The organism is Kitasatospora purpeofusca (assembly GCF_042691725.1).
Lineage (GTDB): Bacteria > Actinomycetota > Actinomycetes > Streptomycetales > Streptomycetaceae > Kitasatospora > Kitasatospora purpeofusca_B.
Window position 1 is genome coordinate 1,752,756 of the sequence record NZ_CP170483.1, and the last position, 14,298, is coordinate 1,767,053.

The following is a 14,298-nucleotide window of genomic DNA, read 5'->3' on the forward strand; positions in this document are numbered from 1 at the left end:
CCGGCCCCGGCCCGGCGGGCCCGGGCGGGCCCGGGGCGGGTCAGCCGGCCAGCGCCTCGGCCTCCGCCTGCGGGTCCAGCCCGACCGCCGGCCGGTCCGGGCGGTGCGGCGCGACGCCGCCGATCGACCGCAGCCAGGCCCAGGTGTCGGCGACCGTGTCGGCCGTGGGCCGGCAGCGCAGTCCGGCGGCCAGCGCCTTGCCGACGGAGGCGCCGTGCATGGTGTCGTGGAACTCGCCCGGCGGAACCCAGAACGGCAGCTGGGTCCACGGCTCGATCCCGGCGGCGGCGATCGCCTCCGGGGCCGTCCAGCGCAGCTCGGCGTCCGAGCCGGTGATGGCCGCGCAGGCCTCCAGCAGTTCGCCCGTGCTGCTGTGGCCGGGCGGGGCGACCAGGTCGTAGGGGCCGCCGAGGCCGGCCGCGAGGGCGTCCAGGGTCCAGTCGGCGAGGTCGCGGACGTCGATGAACTGGAGGGCGAGGTCGCGCGGGCCGGGCGCGAGCACCGGGCCGCCGCGGGCGATCCGGTTGAGCCACCAGGGCAGCCGGCCGATGTTCTCGTACCGTCCGACGATCAGCCCGGCGCGGACCAGCAGCGCCCGGTCGCCGAAGGCGTCCAGCGCCGCCAGCTCGCCGCCACGCTTGGCCTCGGCGTAGGGCACCTCGCCGTCGTCCGGCGAGCCGTCCACCACCGGGGCGCTCTCGTCGGTCCCGACCGGCGTCGGGTACCCGTACACCGACCGGCTGGACACGTACGCGTAGCGGCCGACCCGGCCGGCCAGCAGGCGGGCGCTGTCGCGCACCGCCGACGGGGCGGCGGACCAGGTGTCCACCACCGCGTCCCACGCCCCCTCGGCGAGGGCGGCGAGCCCGCCCTCGGCCGTGCGGTCCCCGTGCAGGACCCGCGCCCCGGGCGGCGCGGCGTGCGTCCCCCGGTGGAAGACCGTGACCTCCCATCCCCGTTCCAGTGCCGCCTCGGCGACGGCCCGCCCCACGAACTCCGTACCACCCAGCAGGAGAAGTCTCATGCCGACCACCCTGCCCATCGGGTGGCCGGCATGGGAACGGCGGCACGCTCAGAGCGGAATCGCCCAGAGCGAACCCGCCCGGAGCGAACCCGCCCGCGCTACAGCGCCGCCGAGCGGTGGTCCGGGTCGTGCACCTCGCCCACCAGCTCCTCCAGCACGTCCTCCAGCATCACCACGCCGAGCGTCCGCCCGTCCTGGTCGAGGACGGCCGCGAGGTGGCAGGCGGCCCGGCGCATCGCGCCCAGCGCGTCGTCCAGCGGCAGGGTGCCGCGCAGCACGGTGATCGGCCGCCAGAGGCGGGCCGGGACGGGCACCGAGGGGTCCTCGACGTCCAGGATGTCCTTGAGGTGCAGGTATCCGAGGTAGCCGTGGCCGGCCGGGTCGCCGTCGGTGACCGGGAAGCGCGAGAAGCCGGTGCGCAGCGCCAGCTCCTCGATCTGCGCGGCGGTCACCTTGGTGTCCACGGTGACCAGCTGCTCGGGGGTGAGCAGGACGTCGGTGAGCGGGCGGCGGCCCAGCTCCAGGGCGTCCTCCAGGCGCTCCTGGCGGTCCTTCTCCAGCAGGCCGGCGTCCCCGGAGTCGGCGAGCAGGTAGATCAGCTGCTCGGTGGTGAACACCGACTCCACCTCGTCCTTGGCCTCCACCTTGAACAGCTTGAGCACGCCGTTGGCGAAGGCGTTGAGGGTGGAGATCACCGGGGCGAGCCAGCGGGCGAGGCGGTCCAGCGGCGGGCCGAGCCAGAGCGCGGCCTTCTCGGGGCCGGCCAGCGCCATGTTCTTCGGCACCATCTCGCCCACCACCATGTGCAGGTAGACCACGACGGCCAGCGAGATGCCGTACGCCAGCGGGTGCTGCAGGCCGGCGGGGATGCCGATCGCGTGGAACGGGCCCTCCAGCAGGTGGGCGATGGTCGGCTCGGCGAGCGCGCCCAGGCCCAGCGAGCAGACGGTGATGCCGAGCTGGGCGGCGGCGAGCATCGCGGAGACGTTGGACAGCGCGTGCAGCACGGTGCGGGCGCGCTTGTTGCCGGCCTCGGCGAGCGGTTCGATCTGGCTGCGCCGGACCGAGACGACGGCGAACTCGGCGCCGACGAAGAACGCGTTGCCGAGCAGCAGCAGGACGGCGACGGCCAGTTGGAGCGCGGTCATCGGGTCCCGTCCTCGTCGTCGCCCAGGAAGTGGTGGTGTCCGGCGGTGCGTTCCACCCGGACCCGGCTGGTCCGGTGGCGGTCCACCGCCTCGACGGTGAGCCGCCAGCCGGGCAGCTCGGCCTGCTCACCGGGGTCCGGGAGCTTGCCGAGCAGATCGGCGACCAGGCCGGCCAGCGTCTCGTACGGGCCCTCCGGGGCGTGCAGGCCGATGGCCTCCAGCTGGTCGAGCCGGGCGCGGCCTTCGGCCGCCCAGGCGGGCTGCCCGTCGACCGGCGGCAGCGGCAGCAGCTCGGGGGTGTCGGCGGGGTCGTGCTCGTCCTGCACCGCGCCGACGATCTCCTCGACGATGTCCTCGACGGTGACCACGCCGGCGGTGCCGCCGTACTCGTCGACCACGATGGCCATCGGCTGGAGGCGGCGCAGCCGGTCGAGCAGCCGCTCGGCGGGGAGCGTCTCGGGCACCAGCAGCGGCGGGACGGCGAGGTCGGCGACCCGGACGGCCGAGCGGCGCGCGGCCGGGACGGCCAGCGCGTCCTTGAGCGTGACGGTGCCGGTGACCTCGTCCAGGCTGTCGGTGTAGACCGGGAAGCGGGACAGGCCGGTGGCCCGGGTGAGGTTGAGGACGTCGGCGGCGCTGGCGTCGTGCTGCAGGGCGGAGACGTCGATGCGCGGGGTCATCACGGACTCGGCGGTGAGGTCGCCGAGTCCGAGGGTCCGCACGAACAGGGTGGCCGACTCCTCGTCTATGGCACCCGCCCTGGCGGAGTGCCGGGCGAGCGAGACCAGCTCGGCGGGGGTGCGGGCGTGGCCCAGCTCCTCCTGCGGCTCGATGCCGAAGGCGCGCACGATGCGGTCGGCGGAGCCGTTCAGGACCCGGATCAGCGGGCGGCAGACCCGGGAGAACGCCATGTGCGGGGCGGCGACCGCGCGGGCCACCTGGAGCGGGCGGGAGATCGCCCAGTTCTTCGGGACGAGCTCGCCGATCACCATCTGGACGACGGTGGCGGACAGCATGCCGATGACCACGGCGGCGCCGCGCGCGGCCCCGGCGGGCAGGCCGATGGCGGTGAACACCGGCTTCAGCAGGGTCGACAGCGCGGGCTCGGCGAGCATGCCGACCACCAGCGAGGTGACGGTGATGCCGAGCTGGGCGCCGGAGAGCTCGAAGGAGAGGTGGCGCAGGGCCCGCGAGACCCGGCCGGCCTTGGCGTCCCCGGCCTCGGTGGCGCGCTCGACGGCGCCGCGCTCCACGGTCACGAAGGCGAACTCGGAGGCTACGAAGAGGCCGTTGGCCAGGATGAGCAGGAGGGCCGCGAAGAGCAGCAGCCAGGCGGTGATCACAGTGCCGCCTGCCTTCCAGTGGTCGGAAGGAGGGCGGCGCAGGTACTACCGGACGGATCGTCCATGGACGGGGAGTGTCACTCCTCAGGTCGATTTCGGGGAGGGCAATGCCTTTGCCCCGCTTTTACCAGCGTAGACCATACCCGTGCGGGTGTCGGATCCCCGTTCGGACCCGCCCGGGCGTTCGGACCCGCCCGGCGTTCGACCGCGGTGCGGCGGCCACCGCGGTTCAGCCGCCGTGGTTCAGCCACCGCGGTTCAGCCGCCGTGGTGGACGACGAGGTCGCGCAGGGCGCGGGCGTCGGCGATGGCCTGGTCCTTGCCCACGCCGGACTGGATGCCGACGGCGGCCAGCGAGGTGCCGTCGGCGAGGTCGAGGGTCGCCCACGGGTCGCCCTGGCGGAAGTTCACGCCGACGATCTCCGCCCAGGCCAGCCGGCGGCTGCGGACGAAGTTGACCACGGTCACGCCCTCGGCGTCGGCGCGGACCCGCGGCCGGGCCAGCATCAGGCCGACGCCGGCGAACAGCACGCCGCTGGCCGCCATCATGATCCGGTCGTTGAGCTGCCAGTTCGGCGGGAGGGCGACCGCGATCACGGCGAACAGCACCACCAGCAGCGCGCAGACCGGAAGCAGCACCGCGCGGGTGCGGCGCGGGGCCCAGGTGACGGGGAACTCGGCGGTGCTGGACACGAGGGGCTCCGTGGGGGTGATCGATCGGGTGGTACGGAAATGGGGTGGGGACGCCCGACGGCGGCCCCACCCCATTCAACCGGTGCTTATGCCCGCGGGTCGCTCAGAGGCGGCAGGCGTGGATGTTGGTCACCAGGATGGCCCGGGCGCCGATGCCCCAGAGGTCGTCCATGATCTGCTGGGCCTCCTTGCGGAGCACCATGGAGCGGACCGCCACCCAGCCCTCGGTGTGCAGCGGGGAGACGGTCGGCGACTCCAGGCCGGGGGTCAGCGCGACGGCGGCACCGACGTTCTCGGCGCGGATGTCGTAGTCCATCAGCACGTAGCGGCGGGCCACCAGCACGCCCTGCAGACGGCGCAGGAACTGCTCGACGGCCGGGTCCTCGCCGGCGCCCTTGGGGCGGATCACCACGGCGTCGGAGATCAGGATCGGCTCGCCGAACACCTCCAGGCCCGCGTTGCGCAGGCTGGTGCCGGTCTCCACCACGTCGGCGATCACGTCGGCGACGCCCAGCTGCACCGCGGTCTCCACCGCGCCGTCCAGCTTGGTGACGGTGGCCTTCACCCCGTGGCCGGCGAGGTGCTGCTCGACCAGGCCGGTGTAGGAGGTGGCGATCCGCAGCCCCTCCAGGCCCTTGACGTCCTCGACGTCCACGCCGACCGGGCGGGCGAAGCGGAAGGTCGAGCCGGCGAAGCCGAGCGCGAGCACCTCCTCGGCGTTGGAGTGCGAGTCCAGCAGCAGGTCGCGGCCGGTGATGCCGACGTCCAGCCGGCCGGAGCCGACGTACACGGCGATGTCGCGCGGGCGCAGGAAGAAGAACTCGACCTGGTTGCCCGGGTCGACCAGGACCAGCTCCTTGGCGTCCTTGCGCTGCCGGTAGCCGGCCTCATGGAGCATCTCCGCCGCGGGACCCGAGAGCGAACCCTTGTTGGGGACGGCGATGCGCAGCATGGAGGTCGGTTCCTTACCTGTTCGGTGTGGGTGGTGGGGGGGGTGTTCCGGGCCTGGGCCTAGAGGTACTTGTAGACGTCGTCGAGCGTCAGCCCGCGAGCGACCATCATCACCTGAAGGTGGTAGAGGAGCTGGGAGATCTCCTCGGCGGTCTGCTCGTCGGACTGGAACTCGGCGGCCATCCAGACCTCGGCGGCCTCCTCGACGACCTTCTTGCCGATCGCATGGACGCCCTGCTGGACGAGCTGCGCGGTGCGGGAGGAGGAGGGGTCGCCGGTGGCGGCCTTCTGCTGGAGCTCGGTGAAGAGCTCCTCGAATGTCTTCGAAGCCATGATGGGACTCACCTTACGGCGTGCGGACGGACGGACGGTAAACGGTTCCGGACCGTGGACAGTCCGGTGGACGTCCACGGTCCGGGGGCCGGCCCGGCCGGGCGGGTCAGAGCGCGCGCAGCGCCGCGGCGGTGGCGACGGCCGCGGTGACCGCCTCGTGGCCCTTGTCCTCGGCGGAGCCCGGCAGGCCGGCGCGGTCGACGGCCTGCTGCTCGTTGTCGCAGGTCAGCACGCCGAAGCCGACCGGGACGCCGGTGTCCACGGCGACCTGGGTGAGGCCGGCGGTGGCGGCCTGGCAGACGTAGTCGAAGTGCGGGGTGCCGCCGCGGATCACCACGCCGAGGGCGATCACGGCGTCGAAGCCGCGCTCGGCGAGGCGCTTGGCGGCGACCGGCAGCTCGAAGGTGCCGGGGACGCGCAGGACGGTCGGCTCGGTGACGCCCAGTTCCTTGAGGGCGCGGTGGGCACCGTCGAGCAGGCCGTTCATCACCTGCTCGTGCCACTGGGCGGCGATCACGGCGACCTTGAGGCCGGCGGCGTTGTCGATGGTCAGCTCGGGGGCTCCGTGGCCGCTCATGTGCGGGTGCCTTTCGGTGGTTCGGAAATACGGGGTTCGCGGGTCGGTCGGGCTCAGCCGTCGAGGCCGGGCAGGTCGTGGCCCATCCGGTCGCGCTTGGTCCGCAGGTAGCGCGCGTTGTGCTCGCCGGCCGGGATCTCGACCGGCTCGCGGCCGGTGACCTTGAGCCCGTGCTCGGTGAGCGCGGTGAGCTTCTCCGGGTTGTTGGTCAGCAGGGTCAGCGAGCTCACACCGAGGTCGCAGAGCATCTGGGCGCCGATGCTGTAGTCGCGGGCGTCGGCGGGCAGGCCGAGGTCGAGGTTGGCGTCGACGGTGTCGCGGCCCCGCTCCTGGAGCTCGTAGGCGCGCAGCTTGTGCGCCAGGCCGATGCCCCGGCCCTCGTGGCCGCGCAGGTAGAGCACCACGCCCCGGCCGGCCTCGGCGACCTTGCGCAGCGAGGCCTGGAGCTGCGGGCCGCAGTCGCAGCGCAGCGAGCCGAGCACGTCTCCGGTCAGGCACTCGGAGTGGACCCGGACCAGCACGTCCTCGCCGTCCGGCAGCCGGCCCTCGGCGTCCAGGCCGCCGGCGACCAGGGCGATGTGCTCGACGCCGTCGAGGGTGCCCCGGTAGCCGATGGCGGTGAACTCGCCGTAGGCGGTGGGCAGTGCGGTGACGGCGGCCCGGTCGACGTGCAGTTCGGTGCGGCGGCGGTAGGCGATGAGGTCCTCGATGGAGATGATCGCCAGGTTGTGCTCGCGGGCGAAGGCGACCAGCTCGGGCAGCCGCGCCATGGTGCCGTCGTCGTTGACCACCTCGGCGATCGCACCGGCCGGCGCGAGTCCGGCGAGCCGGGCCAGGTCGACGGCGGCCTCGGTGTGGCCGGGGCGGACCAGCACGCCGCCCTCGACGGCGCGCAGCGGGAAGACGTGGCCGGGGCGGGCGAGGTCGCCGGGCCCGGTACCGGGCGAGGCGAGCAGGCGCACGGTGCGGGCCCGGTCGGCGGCCGAGATGCCGGTGTCGACGCCCTCGCGGGCGTCCACCGAGACGGTGTAGGCGGTGCCCTTGCGGTCCTCGTTGACCTGGGTCATCGGGGGGAGCTTGAGGCGGTCCAGCTCGGCGCCGGTCATCGGGGCGCAGATCACGCCGGAGCTGTAGCGGATGGTGAAGGCCATCAGTTCGGGGGTGGCGGCACTGGCCGCGAAGACGATGTCGCCCTCGTTCTCGCGGTCCTCGTCGTCGACGACGATCACCGCGCGGCCGAGCGCGATGTCGGCGACGGCCCGCTCGACCGGGTCGAGGACGAGTGCGTCGGACTGGTTCTCGGTCATGCCGTTGCTCCCTGCGGGACGGTGGTGGACACGGGGCGCGGCGCGCGGGTGCTCAGCCACCACGAGCGCAGCCCGAGCAGGACCAGGACGAAGTAGACGGAGTAGGTGAGGCCGGAGAAGGTGTAGCCGGTGTTGAAGGCGAGCGGCACGCCGACCAGGTCGACGGCGATCCAGGCGAACCAGAACTCCACCCAGCCGCGGGCCTGGGCGACCATCGCCGCCAGGGTGCCGACGAAGATGTAGGCGTCCGCCCACGGGCTCCACGAGCCGAGCGCGGGGATCGTCAGGAAGGCCCAGGCCAGCAGGCCGGTGCCGGCCGCCGTGCCGGCGGCGAGCGCGGCCCGTTCGCGCCAGGTGGCGAAGCGGACGGCGACCTCGCCGGCGCCCTGCCGGCCGTGCCGCCACCGCGTCCAGCCCCAGGCGGCCGTGGCGATGACGATCAGCTGCTTGCCGACCATGCCCGGCACGTCGCCGGCCAGGTAGGCGGTGACCAGGACCAGGCCGGAGAGCAGTTGGACCGGCCAGCTCCAGACGGACCGGCGCCAGCCGAGGGCGAGGCCGGCCATGCCGAACAGGTTGCCGATCATGTCGGACCACTTCACGTGCTGGCCGAACACCGTGAAGGCGTCACCGTTGAGCCAGTTCACCGGTCCTCCCCGGTGGCGGTCGGGGGCAGCGTGCGGGAATCCAGCAGCCGCTCCACGTACTTGGCGAGGACGTCGACCTCCAGGTTGACGCTCTCGCCGACGGCCCTGGTGCCGAGCGTGGTCAGTGCCAGGGTCGCCGGGATGAGGCTGACGGTGAAGCTGTCGCGGGCGGCCTCGACCACGGTGAGGCTGACGCCGTCGACGGTGATCGAGCCCTTCTCCACCAGGTAGCGCGTGATGGACTCCGGCAGCGAGAAGCGCAGCACCTCCCAGCGGAGTTCGCCGGCGGCGTCGCGCTCCCCCGGCTCACGACTCAACAGCCGTCCGGTGGCGTCGACATGACCCTGCACCAGGTGTCCGCCGAGGCGGGCGCCGAGCGCCATGGCGCGCTCCAGGTTGACCCGCGAGCCGGGCTTCAACGCGCCCAGGCTGGAACGGTGGAGGGTCTCGGCCATCACGTCGGCGCTGAACTCACCGGTGCCGGCGGCCAGTTCGAAAGGGGTGTCGACGACGGTCAGGCAGACGCCGTTGACCGCGATGGAGTCGCCGTGGCGGGCGCCCTCACAGACCACCGGGCCGCGCAGGCGGATTCGCGAGGAGTCGCCGATCTCCTCGATCGACACGACCTCGCCGAGCTCTTCGATGATGCCGGTGAACACCCGGGTCCTCCTCGCGCTTGGGGCGCGGACTCCGGGGTGTGGCACGGGAGATGGCACGGACGGGTGCACGGGCGCACGGCTCGCCGGACGGCTGCGGGACCCGTCGTCGGGCCGCTGCCGCACCGCACGCCGGAGGAGGGAAGCCCTCGACCGTCGCCGTACCTCACCTCCCGCGGTCCACCGGGGGACCACGGGTGTCGCTCACTCGTCCGCCGCGCACGCCTCCCATCCGGACTTTAACCGTCGGTCCAGGAATTTCACCTGGTCAACCGGCCGCTGGCTGCGGACGGGTCGCGGACTGTAACCGCCGGTTCGGATTTTCACCGACCCCGGAGTGCGCTGAACGTCACTGCTACTGCTGACGTCATTGTGCCACGCTCCGCGCGGGGCCCGGGAGAGGCCTTCGCTGTGGTCTGTTTCACGGCGGCACCGGGAATGCGCGCGGGTCCGCGGGGGCGCAAGCTGGTGGGAGGGGCGGGTTGCGGGCCGGGCGCGGGCTCCGGCCCCAGGAGGTGCGAGCACGATGGCCAGGTTCATGGACGTCCACCACGGGATGGCCGGCATCACCGAGGAACAACTGCGCATGGCGCACCAGGCCGACCTGGACATCCAGGCCGACGAGGGCGTGCGGTTCGAGCAGGCGTGGGCCGACCCGGAGGCGGGTGTCGTCTACTGCCTCTCCGAGGCGCCCTCGAAGGAGGCCGTGCAGCGGATCCACGAGCGCAGCGGGCACCCGGCGGACGAGGTGCACGCGGTTCCGCTCGCCGTCTGAGCCGGGCGGCCCTCCCTGTCCGGCCCCGGGAAGCTCCGTTACGTTGGCCGGTATGACCAGCACACCGGAGATCGCTGTTCCGTCACTTCCCGGGCCGCCGGGGCCGTCCGCGCTCTACAACGCCCTCGGCGCCACCGCCGTCCGCGACGCCGCGCAGCTGCGGGAGGTCTACGAGCAGCCCGGCGAGCACGCGCGCCGCAAGCAGGTGGACCGCATCCACGAGGTCGCCCGGCAGTTGATCGCCTGCTCCTCGCTGGTCCTGGTGGCCAGCACGGACGCCGCCGGGCGCTGCGACGTGTCGCCGCGCGGCGGGCCGCCCGGACTGGTCTCGGTGCTCGACGAGTTCACCCTGGCGATCCCGGACGCGACCGGCAACAAGCGGCTGGACACGCTGCACAACATCGTCGAGACCGGCCGGGTCGGGCTGATCTTCGTCGTCCCCGGCCGGGACACCACGCTGCGGGTCAACGGGCGGGCCTGCGTCTCCACCGACCCGCGGCTGCTGGAGCAGCTCACGGCGGTCGGCAAGCCCCCGCGCAGCGCGATCGTGGTGGCGGTCGAGGAGGTCTTCGCGCACTGCCCGAAGGCGTTCCTGCGCGCCTCGGCGTGGAAGCCGGAGAACTGGCTCGCCGCCGACGCCCAGCCGAGTTCGGCCGAGGTCACCCTCGCGCACCTGGCGGACCCGGAGCTGACCGTCGAGGCGATCGAGCGCAACGAGCGGGAGGCCCTGCTCTACCGCTACGAGTAGCGGGCCGGGCGGCGGGAAGAAGACGGCGGCAGCGGGGCCGGCCCCGGACGACGCTCGTGTCCGGGGACGGCCCCGCTGCCGCCGTCCCGGGCCGGTCAGGCCGCGGCCTTGGACTTCACGTCCACCACGCTCGCGCCGTCCGCCGCCCGCTGGACGGCCTCGACGCCCTTGTGGGCGGCGTCCTTGCTCGCGTACCCCTGGCCGGTCGCGACGATCTCGCCGTTGCCCGCCTTGAGCCGGAACCGGTACTTGCCTCCGGCGTCCTCGTAGATCTCGAACTTGCCCGCCATCCGGGCCACCTCCTCGTCGACGGGACGCGCCGCGCGCCCCACCTGCACGGTGCCCCCCGGGGGCGGTGGGCCGCACCCGCTCGGGGTCCGCTCGGGTGACCTCCCGCCGGCGCCCCGCCGAGCGGATGCCGGGGCCGCGGCGGGCCGGTTGAATGGACGGATGGACTGCGTCTTCTGTGCGGTGGTGGCGGGCACGGAGCCCGCGCACCGGGTGCTGGACGACGAGGCGGCGGTGGCCTTCCTGGACCGCCGGCCGCTGTTCCCGGGCCATGTGCTGGTGGTGCCGCGCGCCCACCACCGCACCCTGGCGGACCTGCCGGCGGCGCAGGTGGGCCCGTTCTTCCTGCGGGTGCAGCGGGTGGCGGCGGCGGTGGAGCGGGGGCTGGGCGCGGCGGGCAGTTTCGTCGCGGCGAACAACCGGATCAGCCAGTCGGTGCCGCATCTGCACGTCCACGTGGTGCCGCGCAATCCCAAGGACGGGCTGCGCGGCTTCTTCTGGCCGCGCCGGGCGTACCCCGACGAGGCGGGCGCGGCGCTGGTCGCCGAGCGGCTGCGGGCCGCGCTCGCCCCGTCGCAGGGTTGAGGTCCGCGCGTCGGCCGACCCGGGCGTCGGGCACCCCGGCCGCGCGGGCGCGTCAGTCCGCTTCGAGGCGGGTGGTGAAGCTGAACCGGTCACCCCGGTAGAGCGAGCGCACCCGCTCCACCGGCCGGTCCTCGGCGTCCCGGGTCAGCCGGTGCAGCAGCAGCATCGGCAGGGCCGGCGGGGTGCCGATCAGCAGGGCCTCGCGCGGGGTGGCCAGCACCGTCTCGATCCGCTCGTCGGCGGCGCCGAAGCCGATGCCCGCCTTCTGCGCGAGGTAGGCGTACAGCGAGGAGCCGGGGTCGAACTCGACGTCCAGCGCCGGGACCCGGCCGACCGCCAGGTAGGTGCTCTCCAGGCCCACCCGCTCGCCGTCCGCGAGCAGCACCCGCTCCAGGTGCCAGACCGGCTCGCCCGGGGCGAGCCGCAGCTGCCCGGCCAGCTGGGGCTCGGCGCCGAGCCGCTCCAGCCCGATCAGCGTGCGCCCGGGGACCCGGCCCTGGCGCCGCACGCCCTCGGTGTAGCTGGCCAGCGAGAGCGGCTGCTCCAGCTTGGGGCCGGCCACCACCGTGCTGCGCCCGCGCCGCCGGAGCCGGCCCTGGATCAGCAGCTCGCGCAGGGCCTGACGGAGCGTCTCGCGGGCCACCCCGAAGCGGGCCGCGAGGTCGCGCTCGGTCGGCAGCACGCCGCCCTCGCCGAGTTCGTCGAGCAGCTCCTCCAACCGGCCCTTGACGGCGTAGTACTTGGGCACCCGGCCGTGCTCCGGGATGCCCGAGCGGATCGGCGCGCCCGGACCGGACCGGGCGGCGGGGTCGGAGGTCTCGTCCACCCGGCCATCCTTCCAGATGGAGAGACCTGGTCATGACAGGACCGGTGCGGGCGGGTCGCGGCCGCCCCGCAGACCGCACGCCTTTTGCCCGCAACCCCTTGACAGGTCTAGACCATTCCGCTTGAGTCTGGGTCAGCCCCGCATCGGCCCGCACCCCGGTCGGCCCGTCCCCCACGACGTGCCCCCAGCCCGCGGGGCCCGGCTCCCCTGCCCCGACGTCCCTACCTCCACGACCGTGCGGCCCCACACCGCACAAGGGGTGATCAAGTGTCCACGAAACGCCTGCTCGCACTGCTGTCCGCCGTCGCCACGGCGCTGACGGTGGTCCTGCTGCTGCCCGCGGCCAACGCCAGCGCCGCCGTCTGCGCCACGCCCTGGAACTCCTCGGCCGTCTACACCGGCGGCGCCGCCGTCTCCTACAACGGCCACAACTGGCTCGCCAAGTGGTGGACCCAGAACGAGCCGCCGAGCACCGGCGGCTCCGGCGTCTGGTCCGACCAGGGCGGCTGCGGCACCGGTCCGACGACGACCCCGACCCCGACCGTCACGCCGACCGTGACGCCGACCTCGACCGGCACCCCGAACCCGGGCGGATTCCCGGTCGGCCAGGCCCAGTTCGACCAGATGTTCCCGAACCGGAACCCCTTCTACACCTACCAGGGTCTGATCGACGCGCTCGCCGCCTACCCCGCCTTCGCGGCCACCGGCACCGACACCGTCCGCAGGCAGGAGGCCGCGGCCTTCCTCGCCAATGTCAACCACGAGACCGGTGCGCTGGTCTACGTCGTCGAGCAGAACACCGCCAACTACCCCCACTACTGCGACAGTTCGCAGTCGTACGGCTGCCCGGCCGGCCAGGCCGCGTACTACGGGCGCGGCCCGATCCAGCTGAGCTGGAACTTCAACTACAAGGCGGCCGGCGACGCCCTCGGCATCGACCTACTGCGCAACCCCAACCTGGTGCAGACCGACCCGGCCGTGGCCTGGAAGACCGCGCTCTGGTACTGGAACACCCAGAGCGGTCCGGGCACCATGACCCCGCACAACGCGATCGTCAACGGCTACGGCTTCGGCGAGACCATCCGCAGCATCAACGGCTCGCTGGAGTGCAACGGCGGCAACCCCGCGCAGGTGCAGAGCCGGATCAACGCCTACCAGCGCTTCACCCAGCTGCTCGGCACCGTGCCGGGCAACAACCTGAGCTGCTGAACCGGGCCGTGACCCCGCCCGTCCCGCCCGTCCTTCCGGGGGACGAGCGGGGTCACGGTGAAAATCGTCGCCGCGGTGGACGCCGCCGCCCTCCCGCCGCTCCTAGGCTCGGGGGCATGAACGATCTTGGCAGCCTCGTCCAGCAGACCGCCGACCGCCTCGCCGGCCCCCAGGTCGGCGCGGTGGTCGCCGGCCTCGCCCGCGGCTCGGTGGAGATCCGCGGCGCCGGACGCACCGGCCCCGGCCCCGCCGGCGGGCGACCCGGCCCGGACACGCTGTTCGAGATCGGCTCGGTGACCAAGGTCTTCACCTCGCTCGCGCTCGCCCGGATGACCCTGGCGGGCACCGTCGCGCTGGACGAGCCGCTCGCGGACCTCCTCGCCGACGCGCTCCCGGCCGGCGCCGCCGTCCCCGCCAAGGGCCCGCAGCCGATCGCGCTGCGGCACCTGGCGACCCACACCTCCGGCCTGCCGCGCCTGCCCGCCGGCATGCTGCTCTCCTCCCTGCTCACCCCCAACAAGCCCGACCCCTACGCGCACTGCACCACCGAGTGGCTGCTGGGCAGCCTCGGCCGGACCAGGGCGCGGGCCGTGCCCGGGCGCAGCTTCCGCTACTCCAACCTCGGCGCCGGACTGCTCGGCCTCGCCCTCGCGCACCGGGCGGGCGTCACGTACGGGGAGCTGGTCCGGCGGGAGGTCTGCGAGCCGCTCGGGCTCGCCGACACGGTGCTCGCGCCCGACGCGGAGCAGACCGCGCGGCTCGCCCCCGGCCACACGGCGGGCGGCCGCCCGGTGCCGGGCTGGGACCTCGCCGGCCTCGCGGGGGCGGGCGCGCTCAAGTCCACCGCCGCCGACCTGGCCGTCTTCCTGCGGGCCCAGCTGGCGGCCGGGCCCGAGGGCGCCGACGGCGGCTCGCCGCTCGGGCCGGCGATCGCGCTGACCCGCGAGGTGCGGCACCGGGTCCACCCGTTCGCCTGGACGCACCTCGGCTGGCTGGGCCACCGCCTGCACGCCCGGCAGGGCGGCCACCTCAGGATCTGGCACAACGGCGGCACGGGCGGCTACCGCTCCTTCACGGCCTTCGACCCGGAGCAGCAGGTCGGGGTCGTCGTGCTGGCCAACACCCGCCGCTCGGTCGACAGCGCCGGCACCCAGCTCCTGCGCAGCCTGCAGACCGGCCACGGCTGAGC

Annotated in this window: 17 protein-coding genes and 1 riboswitch; of the genes, 5 read left to right on the forward strand and 12 right to left on the reverse strand. The window is 74.0% G+C overall.

All coding sequences use genetic code 11. The features are described from left to right. Positions 1–40: 40 nt before the first annotated feature. The 10 genes from ACFCLZ_RS06920 to ACFCLZ_RS06965 all read right to left on the reverse strand — a co-directional run bounded on the left by ACFCLZ_RS06920 (position 41) and on the right by ACFCLZ_RS06965 (position 8,681). Positions 41–1,024, reverse strand: coding sequence for an NAD-dependent epimerase/dehydratase family protein (locus tag ACFCLZ_RS06920; protein ID WP_380283862.1), 984 nt, complete (start codon positions 1,022–1,024; stop codon positions 41–43). A 98-nt stretch (positions 1,025–1,122) separates the two neighbouring features. Beyond that, the gene (locus ACFCLZ_RS06925) at positions 1,123–2,172 is read right to left on the reverse strand and encodes a hemolysin family protein (RefSeq protein WP_380283863.1); all 1,050 of its coding nucleotides are present in this window, start codon (positions 2,170–2,172) and stop codon (positions 1,123–1,125) included. Continuing rightward, positions 2,169–3,515, reverse strand: a complete 1,347-nt coding sequence (locus ACFCLZ_RS06930) for a hemolysin family protein (RefSeq protein ID WP_380283864.1) — start codon at positions 3,513–3,515, stop codon at positions 2,169–2,171. The genes ACFCLZ_RS06925 and ACFCLZ_RS06930 overlap by 4 nt, the downstream gene beginning before the upstream one ends. Before the next feature lie 257 nt (positions 3,516–3,772). After that, entirely contained in the window at positions 3,773–4,207 is a 435-nt protein-coding gene (locus ACFCLZ_RS06935) for a PH domain-containing protein (protein WP_380283866.1), read from the reverse strand. Between the two features lie 103 nt (positions 4,208–4,310). Then, positions 4,311–5,159, reverse strand: a complete 849-nt coding sequence (hisG, locus tag ACFCLZ_RS06940; RefSeq protein ID WP_380283867.1) for an ATP phosphoribosyltransferase — start codon at positions 5,157–5,159, stop codon at positions 4,311–4,313. Between the two features lie 59 nt (positions 5,160–5,218). Next, positions 5,219–5,491 carry a phosphoribosyl-ATP diphosphatase gene (locus ACFCLZ_RS06945; RefSeq protein ID WP_030306151.1) on the reverse strand — a complete coding sequence of 91 codons (273 nt, stop codon included), beginning with the start codon at positions 5,489–5,491 and terminating at the stop codon, positions 5,219–5,221. A gap of 106 nt (positions 5,492–5,597) precedes the next feature. After that, positions 5,598–6,068, reverse strand: a complete 471-nt coding sequence (ribH, locus tag ACFCLZ_RS06950) for a 6,7-dimethyl-8-ribityllumazine synthase (RefSeq protein WP_380283868.1) — start codon at positions 6,066–6,068, stop codon at positions 5,598–5,600. A 53-nt stretch (positions 6,069–6,121) separates the two neighbouring features. Beyond that, positions 6,122–7,375 carry a bifunctional 3,4-dihydroxy-2-butanone-4-phosphate synthase/GTP cyclohydrolase II gene (locus ACFCLZ_RS06955; RefSeq protein ID WP_380283869.1) on the reverse strand — a complete coding sequence of 418 codons (1,254 nt, stop codon included), beginning with the start codon at positions 7,373–7,375 and terminating at the stop codon, positions 6,122–6,124. Beyond that, positions 7,372–7,962, reverse strand: coding sequence for a nicotinamide riboside transporter PnuC (locus ACFCLZ_RS06960; protein ID WP_380286097.1), 591 nt, complete (start codon positions 7,960–7,962; stop codon positions 7,372–7,374). Before ACFCLZ_RS06960 ends, ACFCLZ_RS06955 begins: the two co-directional genes overlap by 4 nt. A 56-nt stretch (positions 7,963–8,018) precedes the next feature. After that, positions 8,019–8,681, reverse strand: a complete 663-nt coding sequence (locus ACFCLZ_RS06965) for a riboflavin synthase (RefSeq protein WP_380283870.1) — start codon at positions 8,679–8,681, stop codon at positions 8,019–8,021. A 213-nt stretch (positions 8,682–8,894) separates the two neighbouring features. Continuing rightward, a riboswitch (FMN riboswitch) is annotated at positions 8,895–9,022 on the reverse strand. Positions 9,023–9,204: 182 nt separating this feature from the next. Between ACFCLZ_RS06965 and ACFCLZ_RS06970 the strand changes: the two genes are divergently transcribed. Continuing rightward, the gene (locus ACFCLZ_RS06970; protein WP_380283871.1) at positions 9,205–9,453 is read left to right on the forward strand and encodes an SCO4226 family nickel-binding protein; all 249 of its coding nucleotides are present in this window, start codon (positions 9,205–9,207) and stop codon (positions 9,451–9,453) included. A 52-nt stretch (positions 9,454–9,505) separates the two neighbouring features. Further along, positions 9,506–10,201, forward strand: coding sequence for an MSMEG_1061 family FMN-dependent PPOX-type flavoprotein (locus ACFCLZ_RS06975; protein ID WP_380283872.1), 696 nt, complete (start codon positions 9,506–9,508; stop codon positions 10,199–10,201). A gap of 95 nt (positions 10,202–10,296) precedes the next feature. Here ACFCLZ_RS06975 and ACFCLZ_RS06980 read toward each other — a convergent pair whose 3' ends face one another. Next, on the reverse strand, positions 10,297–10,491 hold the full coding sequence (locus ACFCLZ_RS06980; protein ID WP_380283873.1) for a YegP family protein: 195 nt from the start codon (positions 10,489–10,491) through the stop codon (positions 10,297–10,299). A 160-nt stretch (positions 10,492–10,651) separates the two neighbouring features. Between ACFCLZ_RS06980 and ACFCLZ_RS06985 the strand changes: the two genes are divergently transcribed. Further along, positions 10,652–11,074: an HIT family protein gene (locus ACFCLZ_RS06985; RefSeq protein ID WP_380283874.1), complete on the forward strand. Its 423-nt coding sequence runs from the start codon at positions 10,652–10,654 to the stop codon at positions 11,072–11,074. Between the two features lie 52 nt (positions 11,075–11,126). Here ACFCLZ_RS06985 and ACFCLZ_RS06990 read toward each other — a convergent pair whose 3' ends face one another. Further along, entirely contained in the window at positions 11,127–11,900 is a 774-nt protein-coding gene (locus ACFCLZ_RS06990; RefSeq protein WP_380283876.1) for a GntR family transcriptional regulator, read from the reverse strand. A gap of 267 nt (positions 11,901–12,167) precedes the next feature. Between ACFCLZ_RS06990 and ACFCLZ_RS06995 the strand changes: the two genes are divergently transcribed. Beyond that, positions 12,168–13,109 (forward strand): glycoside hydrolase family 19 protein, encoded by a 942-nt coding sequence (locus tag ACFCLZ_RS06995; RefSeq protein WP_380283877.1) that lies wholly within the window; start codon positions 12,168–12,170, stop codon positions 13,107–13,109. 116 nt (positions 13,110–13,225) lie between these two features. After that, positions 13,226–14,296: a serine hydrolase domain-containing protein gene (locus ACFCLZ_RS07000; protein ID WP_380283878.1), complete on the forward strand. Its 1,071-nt coding sequence runs from the start codon at positions 13,226–13,228 to the stop codon at positions 14,294–14,296. Positions 14,297–14,298: the final 2 nt, after the last annotated feature.